Origin of the sequence: Streptomyces sp. NPDC056231 (assembly GCF_048270745.1) — a bacterium.
GTDB lineage: Bacteria > Actinomycetota > Actinomycetes > Streptomycetales > Streptomycetaceae > Streptomyces.
The window spans coordinates 64,205-86,478 of record NZ_JBLVKW010000001.1; the positions used below are offsets into that span (position 1 = coordinate 64,205).

A 22,274-nucleotide genomic window follows, 5' to 3' on the forward strand; every position below is an offset into this window, starting at 1 on the left:
CCTCCGGTTCACTCCCGGTACGCGTCGACCAGGGCGACGGCCTCCTCCAGTGCGAGGCCGTCGCCCTCGGCGTACGCGGAGTCGTACGCGGCCTCGCCGAGGACCGCCGCGGCCAGGGCTTTTGCCCGCGCCAGGTTGTCCCGCTCCATCGACGTCGGCACATGTCCGGCCGGCAGCAGTCGCGCGCCCGCGCCCAGCAGCCGTGCGGCGAGCCCGGCCGCCCATTCGTCGCCGAGTCCGGCCAGGGCCCTGGCCACGGTGACGAGATGGATGACGGTCATCTGCGGCGCGACCATCTGCGAGAGCGGGTCCCCGGACCGGGCCAGCGCCGTCCTGCCGCGGGCCAGCGCGTCGGCGTACAGCCCATCCTGATTGTCCAGCCAGGCCATGCCTCCCAGCGCGAAGCCTTCGAAGATGGCCATGGTCTCCGAGCGGAAGTGGTCAAGCAGAGCGAGCATCTGCTCACGGGCCTCGGCCGTCCGGCCGGAGCGGCCCAGCCACATGGCAAGAAAGAGCCGGGCTGTGGGCATCGCTTCGTGGCCCGCCTGTGGCCCCTGGGAGAGCACGTCCCGCAGGATCCGCTCGCCCTCCGCGCCGCGGTCGAGCTCGGTGAGCACCGAGGCGTAGCGGGTACGGAGCACCGCCACCTGGGACTGCGCGCCGAGCTTCTCGGCATAGCCGATCGCGGCCAGGAAGTCCTCGGCGGCGCGGGCGTATTCGCCGCACCGCTCGTTCGCCTCGCCCCGCGAGGAGAGTGATTCGGCGGCGCCCCAGTCGTCGCCGAGCCGGCTGAAGATCTCCAGGCTCTCGTCGGCGTCGATGCGCGCCTCGTCCGACCAACTGGGGCGGTTGGCCAGCATATTGGCACGCATCTGGAGCGCGGCGGCCAGTTCCCAGTCGTAGCCCAGCTCGCGGCAGGAGCGGACCGTCTCGTCCAGCAGCTCGCGCAGCTCGCCCAGGTCGCCGGTGAGCATGACCGCGAAGAACCAGAGTGATGCCGGAGCGCGGCAGGTCTGCGGCTGGCCCGGGTGATACGTGTCGGCGATGACACGGAGCCGCGCCATGCTCGTCTCGTCGGTCCATTCGTCCATGGCGTGGTCCATGCTGACCAACTGGACCAGCGCCACCTCGCGCCTGGCCTCCTGGAGCAGTTCCGGCGACATGGGCGGCGGCGCCTCGGTGCAGCGTTCGTGGATCGACGGTGCGGGGGTGGCGGGTGAGGTGAAGGGGTCGGGGCCCAGCGCGGCTGCGGCGTCCGCCCACTGCAGGGCGTCCGCCCGCAGGTCGCGCATCTGCCAGTACCAGGAGAGCGAGAGCACCATGCAGAGTGCCTCCTGCTCGTCGCGGGCGGCGACGGCGTGGCGCAGCGCGGTGCGCAGATTCTCGTACTCGCGCTGCAGGAGGTCGATGGCGGCCCGCTGTCCGGCGCCCCGGAGTTCGGGGTCGGTGGTACGGGCCAGTTCCCGGAAGTGCACCAGGTGGTGCCGCTCGACGATGGTCCGCTCCCCGGCCTCGTCGAGCCGCTCGGCGGCGTACTCACCGACGGTCTCCAGCAGCCGGTAGCGCATTTCGCCGTCGTCGGCGGGTGCGGCGACGACGAGGGACTTGTCGACGAGTGAGCCGAGCAGTCCGGCGACCTCGCGCGCGTCCTGCGGCCCGTCCGCGCAGACGGCTTCGGCCGCGGCGAGCGTGCAGCCGCCTGCGAAGACCGACAGCCTGCGCAGGACGGCGCGTTCGGACAGGTCGAGAAGATCCCAGGACCAGTCGACGACGGCACGCAGCGTCTGTTGGCGCGGCAGCACGGTACGGGCCCCGCTGGTCAGCAGGCGGAACCGGTCGTCGAGCCGCTCGGCGATCTGGCGCGGGCTGAGCATGCGCAGCCGGGCGGCGGCGAGTTCGATGGCGAGCGGCAGTCCGTCGAGCCGGCGGCAGATCTCGGTGGCGGCCGCCTCGGTCTCCTCATCCGCGTCGGTCCGGAACCCCGGCTTCGCGGCGGCGCCGCGGTCGGCGAGCAGGCGCAGCGCCATCGGGTCGGGCAGCGGGCCGACGGGGCGGACGAACTCGCCGGGTACGCCGAGGGGTTCGCGGCTGGTCGCCAGGACGGTGAGGTCCGGACAGTGGGCGAGCAGATGGTCGGCGAGCGCGGCGGCGGTCTCGACGACGTGCTCGCAGTTGTCGAGGAGGAGGAGCATGCGGCGTCGGGAGCAGTGCTCGGTGAGCCGGACGAGCGGGTCGCCCGCGCCGCGCTCCGCGGCCCGGAGCTCTTCGGCGCCGGCGCCGCGCAGCACCGTCTCGCGGGCACCCAGCGCGGTCAGTACGGCTTCGGGGACGGTTTCCGGGTCGTCGACGGGGGCGAGCTCGGCCAGCCAGACACCGTCCGGCCAGGCGGACGCGACGGATTCGGCCGCCTCCTGGGAGAGCCGGGTCTTGCCCGCGCCGCCGGGCCCGAGAAGGGTGACGAGCCGGGCCTGCGCGAGGTCGTCACGGATGGCGTCGATGTCGTCTTCGCGCCCGACGAAGCTGGTGAGCCTGGCGCGCAGGTTGCCGTGGGCGTGGCGGGTGTGGGTGCGGGCCGGTTCCGCAGGCGCCCGGCCCGGGGCAGGCGTCCGGTCCGTGACGTGGGCCGGCTCCTGTCCCGGCGTCCGGTTCGGCGGTCTGCGCACCGGCTCTTGATGGAGCAACTCCGCGTGCAGTGCGCGTAGTTCGGGGCCCGGGTCGGCGCCGAGGCGGTCGGCGAGCACGGTGCGTACCTCCTCGTACGCCGCCAGTGCCTGCGCCGTACGTCCGGCGTCCCGCAGCGCCCGCAGCCGCAGCGCCTGAAGGGGTTCGTCCATCGGGTGGTCCGCGCAGAGCGCGACCAGCTCGGGCAGGACCTCATCGGCCCGGCCCAGCGCCAGCGCCGCGGTCAGCCTGGCGCGGCGGGCGTCCAGGCAGCGGGCCGTCCAGCGGGCGGCGACGGCGCCCCGGTCCGGCAGATCGGCGAGAACCGGTCCGCGCCAGAGTGCGAGGGCGTTGTCGAGCACCGCCACGGCCTTCGCCGGGTCGCCCTCCTCCAGTGCGCGCGTCCCGTCCCCGGCGAGCCGCCCGAAGCGGTGCAGGTCGACCGCGTCCGGGTCGGCGGCGAGCCGGTAGCCGCTCTCCGCCGAAGTGATCGCCTCATGGCCGAGGACGCGTCGGAGCCGGCCGACGAGCGCCTGCAGGGCGCCGACCGCGTCGGCGGGCGGATCGCCGTCCCACACCTCGTCGACGAGCACGGTGGCCGGGACGGCACGGCCGGGGCGCAGCGCGAGAACGGTCAGCAGGGCGCGCAGCCGCGCCCCACCGATGACGACGGCCGTGCCGTCGTCATGGAGTGCCTGTGTGGTGCCGAGGATGCTGTAGCGCACGCGCCTATTCTCCTTGACTGCTCCCTGTCCGAAGAGAGATCTCGCGCGGCGGCGCGCGCAGTCCACGTGGGACGGGCCCTGCTCGCCGGGTCCCCACCCCGTCCGGAACCACCGCGTCGGCGCGGGACGTTCCCTCCGTGCCACCGGTACGGTCAGGGCTCGTGCCTGCCCCGACGCACTCCCCGCACCCAGCCACCTGGAGTCCGCTGATGACCACTGCAGCAGCCCGGAGCGACCGGCGGATCAGCCCGGTCTTTCTCGGGATCGTCGCCGCCATGGCGGTATCGGGCTGGGCGGTGTGGGCGGACTTCGGGCATCCCCCGGGGCTCGCGGTCTTCCTCTTCGTCACGGCGGCGTGGGTCGTCTCGCTCTGTCTGCACGAGTACGCGCACGCCCGCACCGCGCTGCACAGCGGGGACATCTCGATCGGGGAGAAGGGCTATCTCACGCTCAACCCGCTCGCCTACACGCACGCACTGCTGAGCATCGTGCTGCCGGTACTGTTCGTGATCATGGGTGGATTCGGTCTGCCCGGTGGCGCGGTCTTCATCGAGCGGGGCCGGATCAGCGGCCGCTGGAAGCACAGCCTGATTTCGGCGGCGGGCCCGCTGATGAACGTACTGTTCGCGCTCGTCTGCACGGCGCCGTTCTGGCTGCACGCCCTGGACGGGGTCCCGAGGGAGTTCCGGTACGCGCTGGCGTTCCTGGCACTGCTTCAGGTCACCGCGGCGATCCTGAACTTCCTGCCGGTCCCCGGCCTGGACGGGTACGGGGTGATCGAGCCCTGGTTGTCGTACCGGATCCGCCGCCAGCTCGAGCCGTTCGCACAGTTCGGACTGATCGCGGTCTTCGGCGTGCTGTGGATCCCGGAGATCAACCACGTGTTCTTCGACGCGATCCACAGCCTGCTGCAGTCACTGGGCGTGAGTGAATTCAGGACGTACTGCGGACGCGATGCCTACCAGTTCTGGAGCACGGCGAATCCGGTCTGCGCCGTCGACAGGCCCTGAGGGCTGTCCCCCGAGGACAGCCCTCAGCCCGCGGCCCCGGCGCGCTGCTTGCGCAGGTAGTACCACGCCATGTTGGACGAGAGCCCGGCCAGCAGCACCCAGACGATCCCGAGCCAGCTGCCCTGGACGAAGGAGGCCACGGCCGCACCGACGGCGAGGACGCAGACGGCGAGGGCGTAGAGGGCGAGGCGGGGCATGGGGGCAGCTCCTGTCCGGGGGCGGTGCACGGTCCCGTCCAGTGTCCCTCATGCCCCGTTCCGCTCTCCGCAGGGTGCGGCCGTGGCAGTCCGCCGGCTCAGACGTCGGTGGTACGCAGGCCTGCGTGCGCCTTGTAGCGGCGGTTGACCGAGATCAGGTTGGCGACGAGCGATTCGACCTGGTGGGCGCCCCGCAGCCGGCCCGCGAAGATGCCGCGCATGCCGGGGATCCGGCCGGCGAGCGCCTGGACGAGGTCGGTGTCGGCGCGGGCGTCGCCCAGCACCAGCACATCGGTGTCGATCTCCTCGATCGCCTCGTCCTGGAGCAGTACCGCCGAGAGGTGGTGGAAGGCGGCGGTGACCCGGGAATCGGGCAGCAGGGCGGCGGCCTGCTCGGCGGCGCTGCCCTCCTCGGGCTTCAGGGCGTACGCGCCCTGCTTGTCGAAGCCGAGCGGGTTGACACAGTCGATGACGAGCTTCCCCGTGAGCTCCTCGCGCAGCGACTCCAGAGTCTTGGCGTGGCCGTCCCACGGCACGGCGACGATCACGACATCGCTGCGCCGGGCGCAGTCGGCGTTGTCCGCGCCCTCGACGCCGAGGCCCAGCTCGCCGGCGGCGGCCTCGGCGCGGCCGGCGACGCGCGAGCCGATGATCACCTTCTGCCCGGCGCGGGCGAACCGGTAGGCGAGCCCGCGGCCCTGCGGACCGGTGCCGCCGAGCACACCGACGGTCAGACCGGATACGTCGGGAAGGTCCCAGGGGTCCTTGGCGGGGGGCTTGGGCGCGCTGCCACTGTCGTTCGTAGTCATGGCGCCGACATTACTGCCCGCCCTGGAAGGGAAGGCCAGGCCGATCTCCTGCGACATCGGTCACTTAGGACCCGTTCGGCTGGTTCGGTGGCGTTCGCCGGTGCCGGGGACGGGCTCTGCGGCATGATGCCGGGCCATGGATGCCGTACGCGTCGCCCTGCTCCGAGAAGTGCTCGCCGGGACCGAGTGGCCCGCCGCGGCCCGGCGTTTCGCGGGGACGCTGCGCTCGTCCGTCGTTCCGCACGGCGGCGGGCTGCTGCTGGTGGGGACGGCGGCGTACGAGCCGTGGCACCTGGCGGCCCATCTCGTCGACGAGTCCACCTGGTCCGGGCTGCCGGAGCTGACTCCCACGCTTGTGCGGCACCGGGTGGGACCGGGCGATCCGGCGCATCTGGCCGTCGGGCTGGGCCGGATCGAGGCGGCCGGGCGGGGCGAGACGCTGCTCCTGGTGGCCCCGGAGCGGCCCGGGGCCGGGCTGCTGGAGCGGGTGCACGCCGCACGCCGGGCCGGGGCGACGGTGCTCTCGCTGGACAACGGTGACCCGGAGGTGGGAGGGCTGGCTCATGAGACGCTCGCGGTGACCGGCACCGACGATGTGGACCTGGACACCGTGCAGCATCTGGTGAGCGCGGCGGCCGGCGAGAACAGCGCCCCGGCGCCGCGGGGTCGGCGCGGCTTCCGGGACCGGCTGTGCCGGCTCGCCGACCAGCTGACAGCGCCACCGTCACCGAGGTGGTGAAGGCCCGCGCTCGGCGGCCAAAACCGGTTGCAGGCGGCACGTACGGCACCGGACCATGACCCCTCGTGACCTCCGCCTCCGCCCGGCCCGCCCGCGCGCTACTGCCCGACCTCTCGCCCTGGCGGTCCTCGGCCGACTTCCGGTTGCTGTGGGTCCAGGGCCTGATCACCTACTTCGGCAGCTTCATGGCGCTGATCGCGCTACCGCTCCAGATCAAGGAGCTCACCGGTTCGCCGCTCGCCGTCGGCGCGATGGGTGCGGTCGAGCTGGTGCCGCTGGTCGTCTTCGGCCTGTACGGCGGGGCACTCGCCGACTCCGCGGACCGCCGCAAGGTGATCCTGGGCACCGAGGCGGGGCTGGGGCTGCTCGCCGTCGTCCTCCTGGCGAATGCCGCGCTGCCCGACCCTGCGCTCTGGCCGCTCTATCTCGTCGCGGGCGGCGTCTCCGCGCTTGCCGGGCTGCAGCGGCCCGCGCTGGACTCGCTGATGGCCAGGATCGTGCCGCACGACCAGCTCACCGCGGCCGCCGCGCTGAACTCGCTGCGCTGGCAGTTCGGCGCGATCACGGGCCCGGCGGTGGCCGGTCTGGTGGTGGCCTATGCCGGGCACGCCACGGCATACACGGTCACGGTGGTCACGTTCACCGTCTCCGTGCTGCTGTGTCTGCGGCTGGCGCCCGCACCGCCCGCCGAGCACGCGCGGAAGCCGTCGCTGCGCGGGATCGCGGAGGGCGCGCGGTACGCGTGGAGCCGGCCGGTGCTGCTGGGGACATACGCGATCGATCTGGCCGCGATGTTCTTCGCCTTCCCGAACACGATCTTCCCGTTCCTCGCGGACGAGCTGCACGCCGAGTGGTCGCTGGGGCTGATGTACGCGGCGGGGTCGGTCGGGTCCCTGGTGCTGGGGCTGACGAGCGGCTGGACCTCACGGGTGCGACGGCACGGGCTGTTCGTGGTCTTCGGTGCCGCCGTCTGGGGGCTGGCGATCGCCGCGGCGGGATGGTTCAGCAATGTGTGGCTGGTGCTGGGCTGCCTGGCGGCGGCGGGCGCGGGCGACATGCTCAGCGGGCTCGGCCGCTCCACGATCTGGAACCAGACCATCCCGGAGGAGCTGCGCGGGCGACTGGCGGGCATCGAGGTGCTGTCGTACAGCGTCGGGCCGCAGCTGGGTCAGGTGCGGGCGGGCGCCATGGCGGGCTGGACGGGCACCCGCTCGGCGATCTGGTCGGGCGGGGTGGCGTGCGTGGCCTCCGTCGCGCTGCTGGCGGCGGCGCTGCCGAAGCTGCTCACGTACGACTCCGGGACCGACGAGGACGCCGAACGGCGGCGGCAGGCGGGAGTACCCGGTGTCCCGGCGACCGGACAGTCAGGCACCTCCGGCGCGTGAGATGCGGCGTCCGGGGCGGAGCCCCGGGGCCGGGCCTCAGGGCTGTCCCGTAATCCCTGACGGGCGCGCGGCGTCAGATGCGGCACCTCGCCGCGTTGTCGGAACATCCGAATACATCCGTATGCGGACGCCCCTCCGCCTTGCGATGCACCGCATCCGACGCCGCGCGCTGTCCCGCCAGGGATTACGGGACAGCCCTTACGCGTCGGCCTCCGGGGGCGTGGAGCGGTCGTGCCATTTGGGGTCGTTCTCCCACTCCAGGTTCCGCTCCTGCGCCGTCTCCATGGCGTGCCGAGCCTCCTCGGGCGTGGTGTACGGCCCGAACCGGTCCTTCGCCGGGCACTCCGGGCCCTCCTCGACCTTCTTGTGCTCCAGGCAGTAGTACCACTCGCCCGGCTTGCCGGCCGTGCGCTTCTTGAACAGGGCCATCGTCGACTCCTTTCCTCGGGGCCATGCTGCCCCAAGCACGCTGGTTAGACTCGCTGATATGTCTGGCCAGTCGCTCCTCGTACCAGGGGAGATCACTCCCATCCGTTCCGTACCCGGAAACATCCGGCGTCCCGAGTACGTGGGCAAGCCCGCTCCCACGCCGTACACCGGCCCGGAGATCCAGGACGCCGACACCGTCGAGCGCATGCGCATCGCGGGGCGGATCGCCGCGCAGGCGATGGCGGAGGCCGCGAAGCACATCGCCCCGGGCGTGACGACGGACGAACTCGACCGGGTCGCCCACGAGTTCATGTGCGATCACGGCGCCTATCCGTCGACGCTCGGCTACCGAGGGTTCCCCAAGTCGCTCTGTTCGTCGCTCAACGAGGTCATCTGCCACGGCATCCCGGACTCCACGGTGCTGCGCGACGGCGACATCGTGAACCTCGACGTCACCGCATACATCAATGGTGTGCACGGCGACAACAACGCCACCTATCTCTGCGGCGATGTGGACGAGGAGTCCCGGCTGCTCGTGGAACGCACCGAGGAGTCGCTTAACCGCGCCATCAAGGCGGTCCGCCCCGGGCGCCAGATCAATGTGATCGGGCGGGTCATCGAGTCGTACGCCAAGCGCTTCGGGTACGGCGTGGTCCGGGACTTCACCGGGCACGGGATCAATTCCTCGTTCCACTCCGGCCTGATCATTCCGCACTACGACAGCCCGCACGCGACCACCGTGATGCAGCCCGGCATGACCTTCACCATCGAGCCGATGCTGACGCTCGGGACGCACCAGTACGACATGTGGGACGACGGCTGGACCGTGGTGACGAAGGACCGCAAGCGCACCGCCCAGTTCGAGCACACGCTGGTGGTGACGGAGACGGGCGCGGAGATCCTCACCCTTCCGTAGCCCTCGTACGCGAGGAGAGGCGTTCCCGCCCAGCGCGCGGTGACCCGGAGGTACGCGCTCTCCGGCCCGGCAGACGTGAGCGGCCCACGTCCCGGCCGGGATCCGCCGGACACTCAGCCGCGGGCGGACAGCAGGACGCGGCCCCCGACCTCCACCGTGCCGTCCGGTGCGGGTGCGGTGAGGATCTGGGAGCCGCACCCCTGGGTGATGTTGAGGGCGCGGCCCAGCTGCGCACTGAGCAGCAGCGCCGCGGCGCCCGTCGCCTCGTCCTCCACGATCCCCCCGGCGCCGGCCCCGGTCCGCCGCGGGAACGCCCGCGCCCTGACCCGCCCCGCCGCCTCGTCCTCCCACGCCCAGACGTAGAGCCAGCCCTCCCCGGGCGGCGGTCCGGTCAGCGCCTCGACCTCGGCGACGGACGCGTAGCGCTCCAGCGTGCGCGGCGGCGCCCACTCGGGGCGTGCGGTGATCCAGGTGAACTCCCCGTCCTGGCGGGCGAAGATCTCCCCGACCGGCAGTTCCAGAATCTCCAGGTCGAGGAGCCAGGCGGTGCCGACGAGCGGATGCCCGGCAAAGGGCAGCCGGAGTCCCGGCGTGTAGATGTCGATGCGCCCCCGCTCGGGGTCGTCGACGAACACGGTCTCACTGAAACCGAGTTGTCCGGCGAGCGCCTGCCGGGACGCCTCGTCGGGGTACGCACTCCCGTCGCGGACGACCCCGAGGGCGTTGCCGTGCCGGCCGTCGGGGCCGCAGAACACCCGCAGTACGTCGATGCCCGCGGGTACGTCGAAGTCATTCACGTGCGCATTCAAGCACCGCGCGGGCGCAGGCCGCGCCACAGGGCAGGACCGGCAGATTGCCGGGCCGAGGCACCCGTGGAGCCCAGAACTCCTGTGAAGTCCGGAGTTCCGAGAAGAGTCCCGCCCGCTTGACCCTCTCTTGACCATCCCTTGGGTCACCCATGGGTCGCCCGTGATCACCTCGTTCCTCCACACCCCAAGTGAGAGCTGAATCACTGCACGAGTGGGCATCAGTCAGGTAAGCCTCGGTTAAGTTAGGTTCGCCTCACCTGCCTTGCCTTTGTCCCGTTCCAGTCCTTTCTCTCTTCAGCCTGTGTGGAGCCCGTATGCGAGCCGTTCGTCTCTCCGTCGTCACCGCTGCCGCCACCGTGGCAGCCCTGACCGCCGTCACGGGCTGCGCCGAGAAGAGTGACGGCAAGGGCGAGGGCGCTCTGAGCGTCGTGGCGAAGGACGACTCCTGCACGGTGTCCAAGAAGAAGCTCCCGGCCGGCCACGTCGAACTGGCCGTCGAGAACAAGGGCTCCAAGGTCACCGAGGTCTACCTGCTCTTCCCGGATGCCCGCATCGCCGCCGAGCGCGAGAACATCGGCCCCGGCACCAGGGCCACCATCACGGCCGAGGTCAAGGCCGGCTCCTACGACATCGTCTGCAAGCCCGGCATGAAGGGCGCCGGCTACCGGCAGAAGATCGAGATCACCGGTGGCACCACGGCCAAGCGCAGCCCCGAGATGGACAAGGCCGTCAGCGAGTACCGCACCTATGTGCAGGCGCAGGCCGACGAGACCCTGCCGAAGGCCAAGGTCTTCACGGACGCCGTCGCCGCCGGTGACATCGAGGCCGCGAAGAAGGCGTACGCCGAGTCCCGCATCGGCTGGGAACGCACCGAGCCCGTCGCCGAGTCCTTCGGTGACATCGACCCGAAGGTCGACCTCCGCGAGGACGGCCTGGAGGCCGGCCAGAAGTGGACCGGCTGGCACCGGCTGGAAAAGGCGCTGTGGCACGACAAGAAGCTCGGCGCCGAGGAGAAGGCTCTCGCCCCGGTTCTCTACAAGGACCTGCTCGACTGGCAGAAGCGGATCGGCACGGCGGAGATCACCCCGACCTCGATGGCCAACGGCGCCAAGGAGCTCCTCGACGAGGTAGCCACCGGCAAGGTCACGGGTGAGGAGGAGCGCTACAGCCACACCGACCTGATCGACTTCAAGGGCAACGTCGAAGGTGCCCAGAAGTCGTACGAGCTGCTGAAGCCGATCGCGTCGAAGAACGACCCGGCGCTGACCGCCTCCCTGGACAAGCAGTTCGCGTCGTTGAACACGCTGCTGGACAAGTACCGCGCGGACAAGACCTCGTACGAGTTCACCTCGTACGACAAGGTCGGCAAGGCGGACCGCAAGGAACTGTCGGACGCCGTCAACGCCCTGGCCGAGCCGCTGTCGCGGCTCGCTGCCGCGGTGACGAAGTAACGAGCGGGGAGGCTTCGCACATGTCCGAGGAGACACAGAAAACCGTCGACGGCGAAGAGGCCGCTGCCGGCGGACGCGCCCCGTCCCGCCGCGCCCTGCTCGGCTGGGGCGGTGCCGGGCTGGCGCTCGGCGCGGTCGCGGCCGGTGGCGCGGTCGCCGCGGTGCGTACGAAGACCGATACCGTACCGACCGCGGACACCGGCGCCGCGGTGCCGTTCCACGGTGTGCACCAGGCCGGTATCGCCACCGCCGTCCAGGACAGGCTGCACTTCGCCGCGTTCGACGTGACGACGAAGGACCGGGCCGAGCTGATCGCGCTGCTCAAGGAGTGGACGCGGGCGGCCGAGCGGATGACGGCCGGTCATGCGGTCGGCGACGGGGCATACGGTGGCCTCGCCGAAGCACCGCCGGACGACACGGGCGAGGCGCTGGGGCTCAAGCCGTCCCGGCTCACCCTCACCATAGGCTTCGGCCCCTCGCTGTTCGCCAAGGGTCGGTTCGGTCTTGAGGACCGGCGCCCGGAGGCACTCGTCGATCTGCCGAAGTTCCCCCACGACAATCTCGAGACGGCCCGCAGCGGCGGCGACCTGTGCATCCAGGCGTGCGCGGACGACCCGCAGGTCGCGGTGCACGCCATCCGCAATCTCGCCAGGATCGGCATGGGCCGCACCGCGATCCGCTGGTCGCAGCTGGGCTTCGGCAAGACGTCCTCGACGACGCCCGACGCCCAGACTCCGCGCAACATGATGGGCTTCAAGGACGGCACCCGGAACATCTCCGGTACCGACACCGCGGCCCTGGACAAGCACGTATGGGTCGGCGAGAAGGACAACGCGGGCTGGATGACCGGGGGTTCGTACCTGGTGGCCCGGCGCATCCGCATGCACATCGAGACCTGGGACCGGGCCCCGCTCCAGGAGCAGGAGGACGTCTTCGGCCGGGACAAGGGCGAGGGTGCACCGGTGGGCAAGGCGAAGGAACGCGACGAGCCGTTCCTCAAGGCAATGCTGCCGACCGCCCATGTGCGGCTCGCCCACCCGGACAGCAACGACGGTGCGACGATCCTGCGCCGCGGCTACTCCTTCACGGACGGTACGGACGGGCTGGGCCGGCTCGACGCCGGGCTGTTCTTCCTCGCCTACCAGCGCGATGTCCGTAAGGCGTTCATCCCACTGCAGCGCCGCCTCGCGGCACACGACGCACTCAACGAGTACATCCAGCACGTGGGTTCGGCGCACTTCGCCGTCCCGCCGGGCGTCCGCGACAAGGACGACTGGTGGGGCCGGGCGCTGTTCTCGTAACGGGACTCGAAGCGGACATAAGGAGAACCGAAACGTGTTCAGTAACTTCCTGATCGGCCTGCGCGAAGGCCTTGAGGCGAGCCTGGTCGTCTGTATCCTCATCGCCTATCTGGTGAAGACCGGCAACAAGAACAAACTGCTGCCGATCTGGATCGGTGTCGGCATCGCGGTCGTCATCAGCCTGGCGTTCGGCGCCGGTCTCGAATTCGGCTCGCAGGAGATGACGTTCAAGGCGCAGGAGGCGCTCGGCGGTTCGTTGTCGATCATCTCGGTGGGTCTGGTCACCTGGATGGTGTTCTGGATGCGGCGCACCGCGCGGCATCTGAAGAAGGAGCTGCACGGCAAGCTGGACGCGGCACTCGCGATGGGCACCGGGGCGCTGGTCGCGACGGCTCTGCTCGCGGTCGGCCGGGAGGGGCTCGAGACCTCGTTGTTCGTCTGGCGCGCGGTGCACGCCGCGGACGACGGCTGGCATCCGATGATCGGCGCGTTCCTCGGGCTCGCCGCCGCCGTGGTGCTGGGCTGGCTGTTCTACCGAGGTGCGCTGAAGATCAACCTGGCGAAGTTCTTCACCTGGACCGGCGGCATGCTGGTGGTCGTCGCGGCCGGTGTGCTCGCGTACGGCGTCCACGACCTGCAGGAGGCCGAGTTCCTGGGCGGCATCCACAACCAGGCGTTCGACATCAGCGCCACGATTCCGCCGGACAGCTGGTACGGCACGCTGCTGAAGGGCACCTTCAACTTCCAGCCCGACCCGACCGTTCTTCAAGTCACGGTGTGGGCGCTGTATCTGATCCCCACGCTCGCACTGTTCCTGGCCCCGGTAGGGTTCGGACGGTCAGTGGGGGCGACGGATCAGAAGGCGCAGAAAGCAACGGATGAGAAGCCTGAGGCCGATTCGGCTGGCGACGGGGCTCGCGGCAGCGACAGTGCTGAGCATGACGGCGAGCGGGTGCGTGACGGTGCACGGCGAGCTGGAAGTCGTACCGGCGGCGACGAAGTCTGAGGCCGCGAAGGCCCTCGCGGACTTCACCGCCGCGTACAACGCAGCGGACAAGGCTTACGATCCCGCGCTCGACGCGGACCGGGTGACCGGTTCGCTCGGCGCGATCAACCAGGCCGGCCTGAGGGCGCGGCAGAAGAACTACCCCGGCGGCAATGCCAACCACAGGCCGCTGGAGCTGACCGACGCCACCTACGTCATCCCGAAGAAGGCAGGCTGGCCGCGCTGGTTCGTCGCTGACACCGATTCCAACCGCGACCAGGACAGCGGGAAGCAGGACACCCGCTGGCTGATCGTCTTCCTGCGGTCCGGGCCGGACGCCGGGTGGCGGGCCGCCTATCTGTCGGTCGTGGCGCCCGCCGCGGTGCCCGCCTTCGCGAAGGACAGCGACGGGCGGGCCCGGCCGGTGGCCACGGACAGCAGTGAACTCTCCGTGGCACCCAAGGACTTGGGCACCAAGTACACGGAGTATCTGCAGAAGGGCACGCCGGACGTGTTCGCCCCCGGGGTCGCCACCTCGGGCTGGCGGGACACGCGCAGGACCACCCGCCAGGCGGGCTTCTCGTACCAGTACATCGACCAGCCGCTGGACAGCGGTGCGTTCGGTCCGCTCGGCCTCGAGACCGAGGACGGCGGGGCGCTGGTCTTCTTCAGCAGCAAGCACTTCGAGCAGCAGACCGCGGCGAAGGGGCTGCGTCCGCCGGTCAACGCGGATGTGCAGGCACTGCTGACCGGTGAGGTGAAGACCACCCTTACCAAGGAGCGCGTCTCCAGCCAGCTGGTGTACGTCCCCAAGAAGGGCGCTGCGAACGGCGCCAAGGTGATCATGCTGAACCGACTGCCGGGGCTCACGGCGGCGAAGGGCTCGTGACACCGTAACGCTGTGGGCCCACGAGACGGGGGCGCAGGGCCCGTCAGGCCCCGCGCTCCGGCTTCAGCGGCTGAGCGGCCAGGCCACCGACCCGTGCTCGAAATCGCTCTGGTCCGCCGCATCGGCGTACTGCGCGCAGGCGTCGGTGAGCGTCTCCAGCAGTGTCAGCGGGTCCGGCAGCGGGTTCTCCGGCCCGCGGACCCAGTGCACGTCCAGCTCACCGGGGAGCAGGGCGGGCGGCAGGAGCACGTAGCTGCCGCGGCAGTGCCAGCGCAGTCCCGGGTGCTCGTCCATGGTCTCGGGGTGGCAGTCCAGCTCGCAGGGCCACCACTCGTCCTCGTCCTCGGGGGTGCCGCGGGTGGCGGTGAAGAAGAGCATCCGGTCCTCGCCGGACACGGCTACCGGGCCGACGTCGATACCCGCGGCGATGAGCCGCTCCAGTGCCTGGCTGCCCGCGCTCAACGGCACGTCGAGGACGTCATGGATCATGCCGGTCGCGGTGATGAAGTTGGCCTGCGGCTGACTGCGGGCCCAGCGCTCGATCTGGGCACGGTCGGTGGTGGACTGCGTCTGCCAGGCGAAGGAGACGGGGTGCCTGGCGGGAGTGGGACAGCCGATGCGCTCGCACGAACATCGGTAGCCGATCGGGTGGGCGGCGGGCGCGATCGGCATTCCGGCCTCGGCGACGGCCAGGAGCAGCGCCTCCCGGGCGGTGTCGTCGCCCGCGCGCTGCTGCGGTTTGGGTCGCCGGCGCAGCCATTGGGAAAACTTGCTCTCTGTGCCGCGAGAACGGCCGAAATCGGCGCCCATCTATCCCCTTACCTCAGCGTTGCCCCTGCCCCTATCGTCCCACCATCCTGCGCCCCGGGTGGCCAGAGTCCTGAAGCGGGGGCGTCGACCGACGCCTTGAACAGGGTCTTTTGTGATCTTTTGTCCGGAAATGACAGGCGTGGCTGTGGCCGGTTCGGTGCGGCTGTGCCGCGCGTCGTGACTCAGCGGGCGGCCAGACCGTGCAGGGCGTAGTCGACGAGCGCGTCCGCGTACGCATGGGTGAGCGGCCTGGTCCGCAGCAGCCAGCGGTGCGTGAGCGGGGCGACGAGGAGCTCGACGGCGATCCTCGGATCGATCTCGGCGCGTACGTCGCCCGCCTCCTGGGCGGCGCGCAGCCTGTTGACGTAGAGCTGCAGCTGCGGTTCGAGCAGCTTCTCGACAAATTCGGCGCCGAGCGCGGCGTCGACGATCCCCTCGGCGGCCAGCGCCCTGGTGGGTGCCTCGGTCACCGGATCGTTCAGCTCGTCGACGGTGGCCCGCAGGACGGTCCTCAGGTCGGCCGCCAGGTCGCCGGTGTCCGGGATGGCGTACCCGGCCTCTCCGGCCTGCTCGGCGGCCCGGTTGCCGAGGTCGACGAAGGCCTCCAGCAGGACGGCGGCCTTGGAGGGCCACCAGCGGTAGATCGTCTGCTTTCCGACACCGGCGCGGGCGGCGATGGCCTCGATCGTCGTCCTCGGGTAGCCGGCCTCACCGACGAGACCGAGTGCCGCGTCGTAGATCGCCCGGCGGGAGCGCTCGCTGCGGCGGCCGGGGTCGGGCGGCCGGTTTTCTGCCATGCCCGTCACGGTAGCAGCAGGGCGAGGCGAGACGTATCGTCTCCGTATCTCTCCATAGACGTTACGGAGCATCCTGCAGAACCACCCGATCGGTTCACTGCGCGGTAGCTCCGAACGGCGCACCATGAGCTCACGCACAGACCCGTGCGAGCCCCGGCACCCTGCAGGCAATCCCTGCCGTCCGTGAGGAGCCCTCATTGCCTCGTGAAGCCACACCCTCCTCGCTTCGTGAAGCCGCCGTCCCCTTGCCTCGCGAAGCCACTGCTCCGGCGCCCCGTACAGCCACGCCGCGCCGCTACCTGATGTGCGCCCCGGCCCACTTCAAGGTCACCTACTCCATCAACCCGTGGATGGACCCGACCAAGCCGGTCGATCTGCCGCTGGCGCAGGCCCAGTGGGAGGACCTGCGCGACCGCTACCGTGCGCTCGGCCACACCGTCGAGCTGCTCACCCCGCGCCCCGATCTGCCCGACATGGTCTTCGCCGCGAATGGCGCCACCGTCGTCGACGGGCGGGTGCTGGGCGCCCGGTTCGCCTACCAGGAGCGGTACGCGGAGGCGGAGGCGCACCGGGACTGGTTCCGGGACCACGGCTTCACCGAGATCCGTGAGCCGGACCACGTCAACGAGGGCGAGGGCGACTTCGCGGTCACCTCCTCGTACCTCCTGGCCGGGCGCGGCTTCCGGTCCAGTCCGCTCTCGCACAACGAGGCCCAGGAGTTCTTCGGCCGGCCGGTGATCGGCCTCGATCTGGTGGACCCGCGCTACTACCACCTGGACACGGCCCTCTGCGTGCTCGACGAGGCGGGCGACGAGATCATGTACTACCCGGGCGCGTTCTCACCGGGCAGCCGGTCGGTGCTGCGGCGGCTTTTCCCCGACGCACTGATCGCCGAGGAGGCGGACGCCGCCGCGTTCGGCCTGAACTCCGTCAGCGACGGGCTCCACGTGCTGGTGCCGCAGGGCGCCGCGGGCCTCTTCGACCCGCTCCGGGCGCGCGGCTTCGAACCGGTCCCGATGGACCTGAGTGAGCTGCTCAAGGGCGGCGGCAGCGTGAAGTGCTGCACCCAGGAGCTGCGGCCCTAGGGCGTGCTTCGAAAGTCCCGCCCTAGGGCCGGACGACGCTACTTTCGAAACACGCCCTAGTCACCCTCATCGTGGGGCGGCGGCCAGGCGTCGCCCCACGCGATGTCCCGGGCGGCCCGGTACAGCTCGCCGTGCCGCTTGGTGACCGTGGAGCGCTGCAGGGCCTCGTCGCGGGTGCACAGGTCCAGCAGCACCTGCCCCTTGCGGATCTGCGGCTTGCGGGTGACCCGGGCGGGCACCGGTTCGGTGGCGAAGCGGGTCGCCACGACATAGCTGAACTTCTCGTCCTCGTACGGCAGCGAGCCACCCTTCACCTGCCGGTGCAGCGAGGAGCGGCTGACCCGGGCCGAGAAGTGGCACCAGTCGGTGCCCGGCTCGATGGGGCACGCGTCGCTGTGCGGGCACGGGGCGGCGACCGTCAGTCCGGCAGCGATCAGCCGGTCACGGGCCTCGATGACGCGGGCGTAGCCGTCGGGGGTGCCGGGCTCGACGATCACGACGGCCTGTGCGGCGGCCGCCGCGGCATCGACCAGCTCAGTGCGCGCCTGCGCCGTCAGTTCCTTGAGCACGTAGCTGATGGTCACCAGGTCCGTGGGGTCGAGCTCCAGTCCTGCACCGATCCGGGCCCGCCGCCACTCGGCGGTGCTCAGGGCCTCGATGCCGGAGGCCTCGGCGAGCTCGCGGCCGAGGGTGAGCGCGGGCTCGGCCCAGTCCAGGACGGTGGTCCGCTGGCCTTCCCAGGCCCCGGCGACGGCCCAGCTCGCCGCACCCGTGCCGCCGCCGATGTCGGTGTGCGTGGCGGGCGTCCACTCCGGAGCGGCCTCACGAAGGGCGGCGAGGGCGGACCGTACCGCTTCGCAGGTCGCGGGCATGCGGTACGCGGCGTACGCGGCGACGTCCGAGCGGTCGCGGAGCACCGGGGCATCGGTGGGGGTGGTCCCCCGGTAATTGGCGATGAGCCGGTCGACGGCCTGCGCGGCCTGCTTGGGCGGCAGCCCGTCGAGGAGTCCGGCCAGCGCCGTGCGCAGGGCTTCCGCGATGGAGTGGGTGACGTTCACCGAGAAATTGTAGGCGGATTCGACCGGTTGTTCCCCCGGCCGGTGCCTGTTCCGTCCTGCGCCCCGTCACCCGGCACGGGCTCTTCGCGGAACAGCGCCGAATCCGAACTGCTGGTAAACCCTGGCCAGTTGCTACGCTGACCGGCGCGACGCCAGGATTGCTCATCGGAGGGGACCATGAGACAGAAGATCGTGCGCCTGACTCTGGTCGCCGGGGTGCTCGTGCTCGCCCTGCTGCTTCTGCTGGCCACGTGCGGTGCCGGGGGCAGCCAGGACCGGAAGGGCGCCGACAAGCCGACGAAACCGGTGCCGACGCCCACGGGTCCGGGCCCGGCGACACAGCTCACGGTTCCTCCCGCGTACACCACGCAAAGCGGCTGGGAGCTCGTCAACACCTCCCCCGACTACGCGATCTCCCGGACGACGGGACGCCTCGGCTATCTGCTGCGGGTCGCCGACGATCAGTACCGGCTGGAGACCATCGACTCGGAGACCGGAAGGGCGGGCTGGAGGGGGGAGAACTGGCGGCCGCCGGCCTCGAAGCACTCCCCGAGGCTGATCCTGGTCACCAAGAACGACGTGGAGTACTTCGTCACCTGGTCGTACGGAAAGGTCGGCGTGAACGCGCTGACCCCGGCCGACACGATCGTCTCCCTCGATGTGTACGACGTGAAGGACGGCGCCCGGCGGCGCATCGAGGTGCCGTGGTCCTCCGCACCGAGCGTGATCGCCTCCGGCCCCGACATCCTGATCAGCGACGGCCGGACGACCAGTGTGGTGGTCGACCCGGCGACCGGACGCTTCTCGAAGATCGCTCCCTCGGCGCTGAAGTACCCGAAGGACTGCCCGTCATGCAGGCAGCTCACCGAGGTGTTCGGACTGACGAAGAAGGGCCTCCTGGTGAGCGGGGCACGGGAGTTCTGGGTGCAGGGCGGCTGGTTCAGCCGGAACGTCGCCCCGAAGAACACCGACCGCACCAGCGGGATCCCGACGACCGTGGCCCCCGGCTGGGTGCTGGCCAAGTGGCAGCTCGCCAAGGGGCAGAAGCTGGCGCAGACCCATGACCTGTGGGCGGTGCACGACGCGGAGACGGGGAAACCGGTGGCCACGGTGGAGTGCAACAAGGTCGCCATCAAGCCGGGCCAGTACCCGGAGGCCGTCATGTCGCCCTCGCAGGGCTATCTGGTGGCCGGGAACCTCGCCTTCGACCTGACGGCGAAGAAGGGTTTCTGCCTGGAGGCACCGGACGGTTCGAAGCGGCTGACGCTGGCCTCCGTCACGGACGAGGGCATCGCGTACGGCGCGACGAACGTGCGCAACGCGACGGACGCCCTGAACGGCAGCGGCCGCCCGGTCGCCGTCGAGGTCGTCACGGGGACCCCGGAGGGGCTGCCGTCCAATGTGCGGCTGCCGGGCGCGGAGGCGGAGGCAGGCGTCGGCGTGTTCCGGTGGACGGACGAGCTGGACCGGCTGCACCTGCTCGGCTACCCGCGCGCGCCCCGCTGAGACGGACCGGTACAGGGGGTGCGAGCCGGGCGCCCATTTTGTGAGCGCCTGCAAGAGCTTGCAGGCAAGCAACACCTTGATTCCCTGCCAGCCCTTCGAGTGTCGTGGCCCCAGCTGTGATCCGCCGGACACTCCCGGCTCGTTCCCTAAGGGCTGTCCCGTAATCCCCGGTGGATCAGCGCGCGGCGTCAGATGCGGTGCATCGCAAGGCGGAGGGGCGTCCTCATACTGGGCGTATTCGGGCGTTCCGACAACGCAGCGAGGTGCCGCAGCTGTCGTCGTGCGCCCGCCAGGGATTACGGGACAGCCCGTAGCTTCTACGACTGCCGTTGCCAAGGTCGGCACAGGACCAGGAAGCAGGCCATCGCGCCGACCGCGCACACCACCTGGACGACCGCCATCGGGACGGCCGTCTCCTCCCCCGTAATCCCGACGAGCGGTGAGGCGGCGGCCCCGATCAGGAACGACGACGTACCGAGCAGCGCCGAGGCGGAACCCGCTGCGTGCTTGGTACGCATGAGCGCCTGGGCATTGGTGTTCGGCATCGCGAGCCCCATCGCCGACATCAGGACGAAGAGCCCCGCGGCGACCGGTATCAGGCCGACCTCGCCGAAGACCCCGGACGTCATCAGCAGCAGCGCACCTGCGGCGAGGACGATGACGCCGAGCCCGAAGCCGAGCGCCTTGTCCAGGCTGACCCGGCCCACCAGCAGTTTGCCGTTGATCTGGCCGACGGTGATCAGGCCGATCGAGTTGATACCGAAGAGCAGGCTGAAGGTCTGCGGCGAGGCGCCGTAGATTTCCTGGACCACGAACGGCGAGGCACTCACATAGGCGAAGAGCGCGGCGAAGGCGAGGCTGCCCGCGATCATGTAACCGGTGAAGACCCGGTCGCCGAGGAGCCCGCGCATGGTGCGCAGTGCGTCGCCGATCCCCCCGGTATGCCGTTCCTCCGGCGGCAGCGTCTCGTGCAGCCACTTCCAGACGACGAGGGTCAGCACGATGCCGACGACGGTGAGGACGGCGAAGATGCCCCGCCAGTCGGTGAACCGCAGCACCTGTCCGCCGATCAGTGGCGCGACGATCGGTGCGACGCCGGAGATCAGCATCAGGGTGGAGAAGAACCTGGCCATCTCCACGCCGTCGTACAGGTCACGGACGACGGCCCGGGCGATGACGATGCCGGCCGCGCCGGCCAGGCCCTGCAGGAGACGGAAGCCGATGAGAAGTTCCACGGTGGGCGCGAAGACGCAGATCGCGGTGGCGAGTACGTAGACCGCCATGCCGAGGAGCAAGGGCCGGCGCCTGCCCCAGCGGTCGCTCATCGGTCCGACGACGACCTGGCCGAGCGCCATTCCGGCGAGGCAGGCGGTGAGGGTGAGCTGGACGGTGGCCGCGGGGGCGTGCAGGGCGTCGGTGACCGCCGGCAGCGCCGGCAAGTACATGTCCATGGAGAGCGGCGGGAGTGCGGTGAGACCGCCGAGGACGAGGGTGACGAGGAGTGCGGTGCGTCGGGTCGCGGCGGTGGCGGCGGGCCCGCCACCGGCGTCCCAGCCGGTCCCGGTCCCGGCTGTGGCATTCGATATGTCTGCGTGCTGGGCTCGGCTCACGCCGGTCTCCGGCATTCTCATCTCCAAATAGTTGAATCCGCCTCTATGCTCTCAGCTCAGCCGGAGTGGTCGAGACCTTTTCTTGGGAGCAGGCATGAGCAGTACCGTGCGTTGGGGCGTGCTGGCTACGGGTGGCATCGCCGCGACCTTCACCGCTGACCTGCAGGCGATGCCCGACACGGAAGTGGTCGCCGTGGCATCCCGTACGGACACGGCGGCGAAGGCGTTCGCCGAACGGTTCGGCATACCGAAGGCGTACGGCAGCTGGGCCGACCTCGCCGCCGACGACGAGGTCGACGTGGTGTACGTGGCCACGCCGCACTCCGCGCACCGGGAGGCCACCGCGCTCTGCCTGGAGGCCGGGAAGCACGTGCTGTGCGAGAAGGCCTTCACCCTCAATTACCGCGAGGCGGAGGAGCTCGTGGCGCTCGCCCGGGACCGTGGCCTCTTCCTCATGGAGGCGATGTGGACGTACTGCAACCCGGTCGTCCGGCGGCTCACCACACTGATCTCCGACGGCGCCATCGGCGAGATCCGTACCGTGCAGGCCGACTTCGGGCTCGCGGGTCCGTTTGCCCCGGACCACCGGCTGCGGGACCGGGCGCTCGGCGGCGGCGCGCTGCTGGACCTCGGGGTGTACCCGGTGTCGTTCGCGCATCTGCTGCTGGGTGAGCCGGACCGTGTCCAGGCCGATGCCCTGCTCTCCCCCGAGGGCGTCGATCTGAACACCGGCATGCTGCTGGGCTGGGAGTCGGGGGCCACGGCGCTGCTGAGCTGTTCGGTCACCGCCGACACCCCGCAGACCGCGTCGGTCACGGGCACCAGGGGGCGGATCGACTTCCCGCGCGGTTTCTTCTACCCGGAGCGCTTCGTGCTGCACCGGGAGGGCCGCGACCCGGAGGAGTTCACCGCGGGGACCACGGGCAACGGGCTCCGCGGGATGCAGTTCGAGCAGGCGGAGGTCCTGCGCGCGCTGCGGGCGGGTGAGACGGAGTCGCCGCTGGTGCCGCTGGACGGATCGCTGGCGGTGATGCGGACGCTCGATGCGGTACGTGACCGCATCGGCGTCCGCTACCCGGCGGACGACATCGGCTGATCGCTC

20 protein-coding genes are annotated in these 22,274 nt (G+C 70.8%); 11 read left to right on the forward strand and 9 right to left on the reverse strand.

The window, feature by feature from the left end; genetic code table 11:
* Nucleotides 1–8: 8 nt before the first annotated feature.
* A complete protein-coding gene (locus tag ACNPQM_RS00280; protein WP_418082353.1) occupies nucleotides 9–3,386 on the reverse strand; it encodes an AfsR/SARP family transcriptional regulator in 3,378 nt (1,125 codons plus the stop codon).
* Nucleotides 3,387–3,595: 209 nt separating this feature from the next.
* Here ACNPQM_RS00280 and ACNPQM_RS00285 point away from each other — a divergent pair, with 209 nt between their 5' ends.
* Entirely contained in the window at nucleotides 3,596–4,396 is an 801-nt protein-coding gene (locus ACNPQM_RS00285) for a site-2 protease family protein (RefSeq protein WP_418082354.1), read from the forward strand.
* 23 nt (nucleotides 4,397–4,419) lie between these two features.
* Here ACNPQM_RS00285 and ACNPQM_RS00290 read toward each other — a convergent pair whose 3' ends face one another.
* Nucleotides 4,420–4,593: a hypothetical protein gene (locus ACNPQM_RS00290; protein ID WP_358858515.1), complete on the reverse strand. Its 174-nt coding sequence runs from the start codon at nucleotides 4,591–4,593 to the stop codon at nucleotides 4,420–4,422.
* A 98-nt stretch (nucleotides 4,594–4,691) separates the two neighbouring features.
* Nucleotides 4,692–5,402 (reverse strand): NADPH-dependent F420 reductase, encoded by a 711-nt coding sequence (npdG, locus tag ACNPQM_RS00295; RefSeq protein WP_358858516.1) that lies wholly within the window; start codon nucleotides 5,400–5,402, stop codon nucleotides 4,692–4,694.
* Between the two features lie 136 nt (nucleotides 5,403–5,538).
* Between npdG and ACNPQM_RS00300 the strand changes: the two genes are divergently transcribed.
* Nucleotides 5,539–6,141, forward strand: a complete 603-nt coding sequence (locus ACNPQM_RS00300) for a hypothetical protein (protein ID WP_418082355.1) — start codon at nucleotides 5,539–5,541, stop codon at nucleotides 6,139–6,141.
* A 65-nt stretch (nucleotides 6,142–6,206) separates the two neighbouring features.
* A complete protein-coding gene (locus ACNPQM_RS00305; RefSeq protein ID WP_418082356.1) occupies nucleotides 6,207–7,526 on the forward strand; it encodes an MFS transporter in 1,320 nt (439 codons plus the stop codon).
* A 198-nt stretch (nucleotides 7,527–7,724) separates the two neighbouring features.
* On the opposite strand, the gene ACNPQM_RS00310 is transcribed toward ACNPQM_RS00305, so the two are convergent.
* Nucleotides 7,725–7,955, reverse strand: coding sequence for a hypothetical protein (locus ACNPQM_RS00310; RefSeq protein WP_327249565.1), 231 nt, complete (start codon nucleotides 7,953–7,955; stop codon nucleotides 7,725–7,727).
* A gap of 58 nt (nucleotides 7,956–8,013) precedes the next feature.
* On the opposite strand from ACNPQM_RS00310, the gene map reads away from it, so the two are divergent.
* Nucleotides 8,014–8,871 (forward strand): type I methionyl aminopeptidase, encoded by an 858-nt coding sequence (gene map / locus ACNPQM_RS00315; protein WP_266986302.1) that lies wholly within the window; start codon nucleotides 8,014–8,016, stop codon nucleotides 8,869–8,871.
* Nucleotides 8,872–8,984: 113 nt separating this feature from the next.
* Here map and ACNPQM_RS00320 read toward each other — a convergent pair whose 3' ends face one another.
* Nucleotides 8,985–9,668 (reverse strand): PhzF family phenazine biosynthesis protein, encoded by a 684-nt coding sequence (locus tag ACNPQM_RS00320; RefSeq protein WP_358858519.1) that lies wholly within the window; start codon nucleotides 9,666–9,668, stop codon nucleotides 8,985–8,987.
* Nucleotides 9,669–9,994: 326 nt separating this feature from the next.
* Here ACNPQM_RS00320 and efeO point away from each other — a divergent pair, with 326 nt between their 5' ends.
* The 4 genes from efeO to ACNPQM_RS00340 are packed head-to-tail and all read left to right on the forward strand — an operon-like array spanning nucleotide 9,995 to nucleotide 14,306.
* Nucleotides 9,995–11,131, forward strand: coding sequence for an iron uptake system protein EfeO (efeO, locus tag ACNPQM_RS00325; RefSeq protein WP_418082357.1), 1,137 nt, complete (start codon nucleotides 9,995–9,997; stop codon nucleotides 11,129–11,131).
* 20 nt (nucleotides 11,132–11,151) lie between these two features.
* Complete coding sequence (gene efeB / locus ACNPQM_RS00330) at nucleotides 11,152–12,432, forward strand: iron uptake transporter deferrochelatase/peroxidase subunit (RefSeq protein ID WP_358858521.1); 1,281 nt, start codon at nucleotides 11,152–11,154, stop codon at nucleotides 12,430–12,432.
* 34 nt (nucleotides 12,433–12,466) lie between these two features.
* Nucleotides 12,467–13,438, forward strand: a complete 972-nt coding sequence (gene efeU, locus ACNPQM_RS00335; RefSeq protein ID WP_358858522.1) for an iron uptake transporter permease EfeU — start codon at nucleotides 12,467–12,469, stop codon at nucleotides 13,436–13,438.
* Nucleotides 13,371–14,306: a hypothetical protein gene (locus ACNPQM_RS00340; RefSeq protein WP_418082358.1), complete on the forward strand. Its 936-nt coding sequence runs from the start codon at nucleotides 13,371–13,373 to the stop codon at nucleotides 14,304–14,306. The genes efeU and ACNPQM_RS00340 overlap by 68 nt, the downstream gene beginning before the upstream one ends.
* 63 nt (nucleotides 14,307–14,369) lie before the next feature.
* Here the strand turns inward: ACNPQM_RS00340 and ACNPQM_RS00345 are convergent, their stop codons facing one another.
* Nucleotides 14,370–15,116 (reverse strand): bifunctional DNA primase/polymerase, encoded by a 747-nt coding sequence (locus ACNPQM_RS00345; protein ID WP_418082359.1) that lies wholly within the window; start codon nucleotides 15,114–15,116, stop codon nucleotides 14,370–14,372.
* A 182-nt stretch (nucleotides 15,117–15,298) separates the two neighbouring features.
* Nucleotides 15,299–15,913, reverse strand: a complete 615-nt coding sequence (locus tag ACNPQM_RS00350) for a TetR/AcrR family transcriptional regulator (RefSeq protein WP_358858525.1) — start codon at nucleotides 15,911–15,913, stop codon at nucleotides 15,299–15,301.
* A 245-nt stretch (nucleotides 15,914–16,158) separates the two neighbouring features.
* On the opposite strand from ACNPQM_RS00350, the gene ddaH reads away from it, so the two are divergent.
* On the forward strand, nucleotides 16,159–16,998 hold the full coding sequence (ddaH, locus tag ACNPQM_RS00355; RefSeq protein WP_358858526.1) for a dimethylargininase: 840 nt from the start codon (nucleotides 16,159–16,161) through the stop codon (nucleotides 16,996–16,998).
* A gap of 56 nt (nucleotides 16,999–17,054) precedes the next feature.
* Here the strand turns inward: ddaH and ACNPQM_RS00360 are convergent, their stop codons facing one another.
* Entirely contained in the window at nucleotides 17,055–18,056 is a 1,002-nt protein-coding gene (locus ACNPQM_RS00360) for a small ribosomal subunit Rsm22 family protein (protein WP_418082360.1), read from the reverse strand.
* Nucleotides 18,057–18,233: 177 nt separating this feature from the next.
* Between ACNPQM_RS00360 and ACNPQM_RS00365 the strand changes: the two genes are divergently transcribed.
* On the forward strand, nucleotides 18,234–19,562 hold the full coding sequence (locus ACNPQM_RS00365; RefSeq protein ID WP_418082361.1) for a hypothetical protein: 1,329 nt from the start codon (nucleotides 18,234–18,236) through the stop codon (nucleotides 19,560–19,562).
* Nucleotides 19,563–19,879: 317 nt separating this feature from the next.
* Here ACNPQM_RS00365 and ACNPQM_RS00370 read toward each other — a convergent pair whose 3' ends face one another.
* Nucleotides 19,880–21,187, reverse strand: coding sequence for a multidrug effflux MFS transporter (locus ACNPQM_RS00370; RefSeq protein WP_418082570.1), 1,308 nt, complete (start codon nucleotides 21,185–21,187; stop codon nucleotides 19,880–19,882).
* 79 nt (nucleotides 21,188–21,266) lie between these two features.
* Between ACNPQM_RS00370 and ACNPQM_RS00375 the strand changes: the two genes are divergently transcribed.
* Nucleotides 21,267–22,268 carry a Gfo/Idh/MocA family protein gene (locus ACNPQM_RS00375; RefSeq protein ID WP_418082362.1) on the forward strand — a complete coding sequence of 334 codons (1,002 nt, stop codon included), beginning with the start codon at nucleotides 21,267–21,269 and terminating at the stop codon, nucleotides 22,266–22,268.
* Nucleotides 22,269–22,274 lie beyond the last annotated feature (6 nt).

Excerpts from the sequence above, each read along its gene's own strand:
- ACNPQM_RS00285 (WP_418082354.1), top strand. The coding sequence starts at position 3,596 with ATGACCACTGCAGCAGCCCGGAGCGACCGGCGGATCAGCCCGGTCTTT.
- ACNPQM_RS00290 (WP_358858515.1), bottom strand. The coding sequence starts at position 4,593 with ATGCCCCGCCTCGCCCTCTACGCCCTCGCCGTCTGCGTCCTCGCCGTC.
- npdG (WP_358858516.1), bottom strand. The coding sequence starts at position 5,402 with ATGACTACGAACGACAGTGGCAGCGCGCCCAAGCCCCCCGCCAAGGAC.
- ACNPQM_RS00300 (WP_418082355.1), top strand. The coding sequence starts at position 5,539 with ATGGATGCCGTACGCGTCGCCCTGCTCCGAGAAGTGCTCGCCGGGACC.
- ACNPQM_RS00310 (WP_327249565.1), bottom strand. The coding sequence starts at position 7,955 with ATGGCCCTGTTCAAGAAGCGCACGGCCGGCAAGCCGGGCGAGTGGTAC.
- map (WP_266986302.1), top strand. The coding sequence starts at position 8,014 with ATGTCTGGCCAGTCGCTCCTCGTACCAGGGGAGATCACTCCCATCCGT.
- efeO (WP_418082357.1), top strand. The coding sequence starts at position 9,995 with ATGCGAGCCGTTCGTCTCTCCGTCGTCACCGCTGCCGCCACCGTGGCA.
- efeB (WP_358858521.1), top strand. The coding sequence starts at position 11,152 with ATGTCCGAGGAGACACAGAAAACCGTCGACGGCGAAGAGGCCGCTGCC.
- ACNPQM_RS00340 (WP_418082358.1), top strand. The coding sequence starts at position 13,371 with ATGACGGCGAGCGGGTGCGTGACGGTGCACGGCGAGCTGGAAGTCGTA.
- ACNPQM_RS00345 (WP_418082359.1), bottom strand. The coding sequence starts at position 15,116 with ATGGGCGCCGATTTCGGCCGTTCTCGCGGCACAGAGAGCAAGTTTTCC.
- ACNPQM_RS00350 (WP_358858525.1), bottom strand. The coding sequence starts at position 15,913 with ATGGCAGAAAACCGGCCGCCCGACCCCGGCCGCCGCAGCGAGCGCTCC.
- ACNPQM_RS00365 (WP_418082361.1), top strand. The coding sequence starts at position 18,234 with ATGAGACAGAAGATCGTGCGCCTGACTCTGGTCGCCGGGGTGCTCGTG.
- ACNPQM_RS00370 (WP_418082570.1), bottom strand. The coding sequence starts at position 21,187 with ATGCCGGAGACCGGCGTGAGCCGAGCCCAGCACGCAGACATATCGAAT.
- ACNPQM_RS00375 (WP_418082362.1), top strand. The coding sequence starts at position 21,267 with ATGAGCAGTACCGTGCGTTGGGGCGTGCTGGCTACGGGTGGCATCGCC.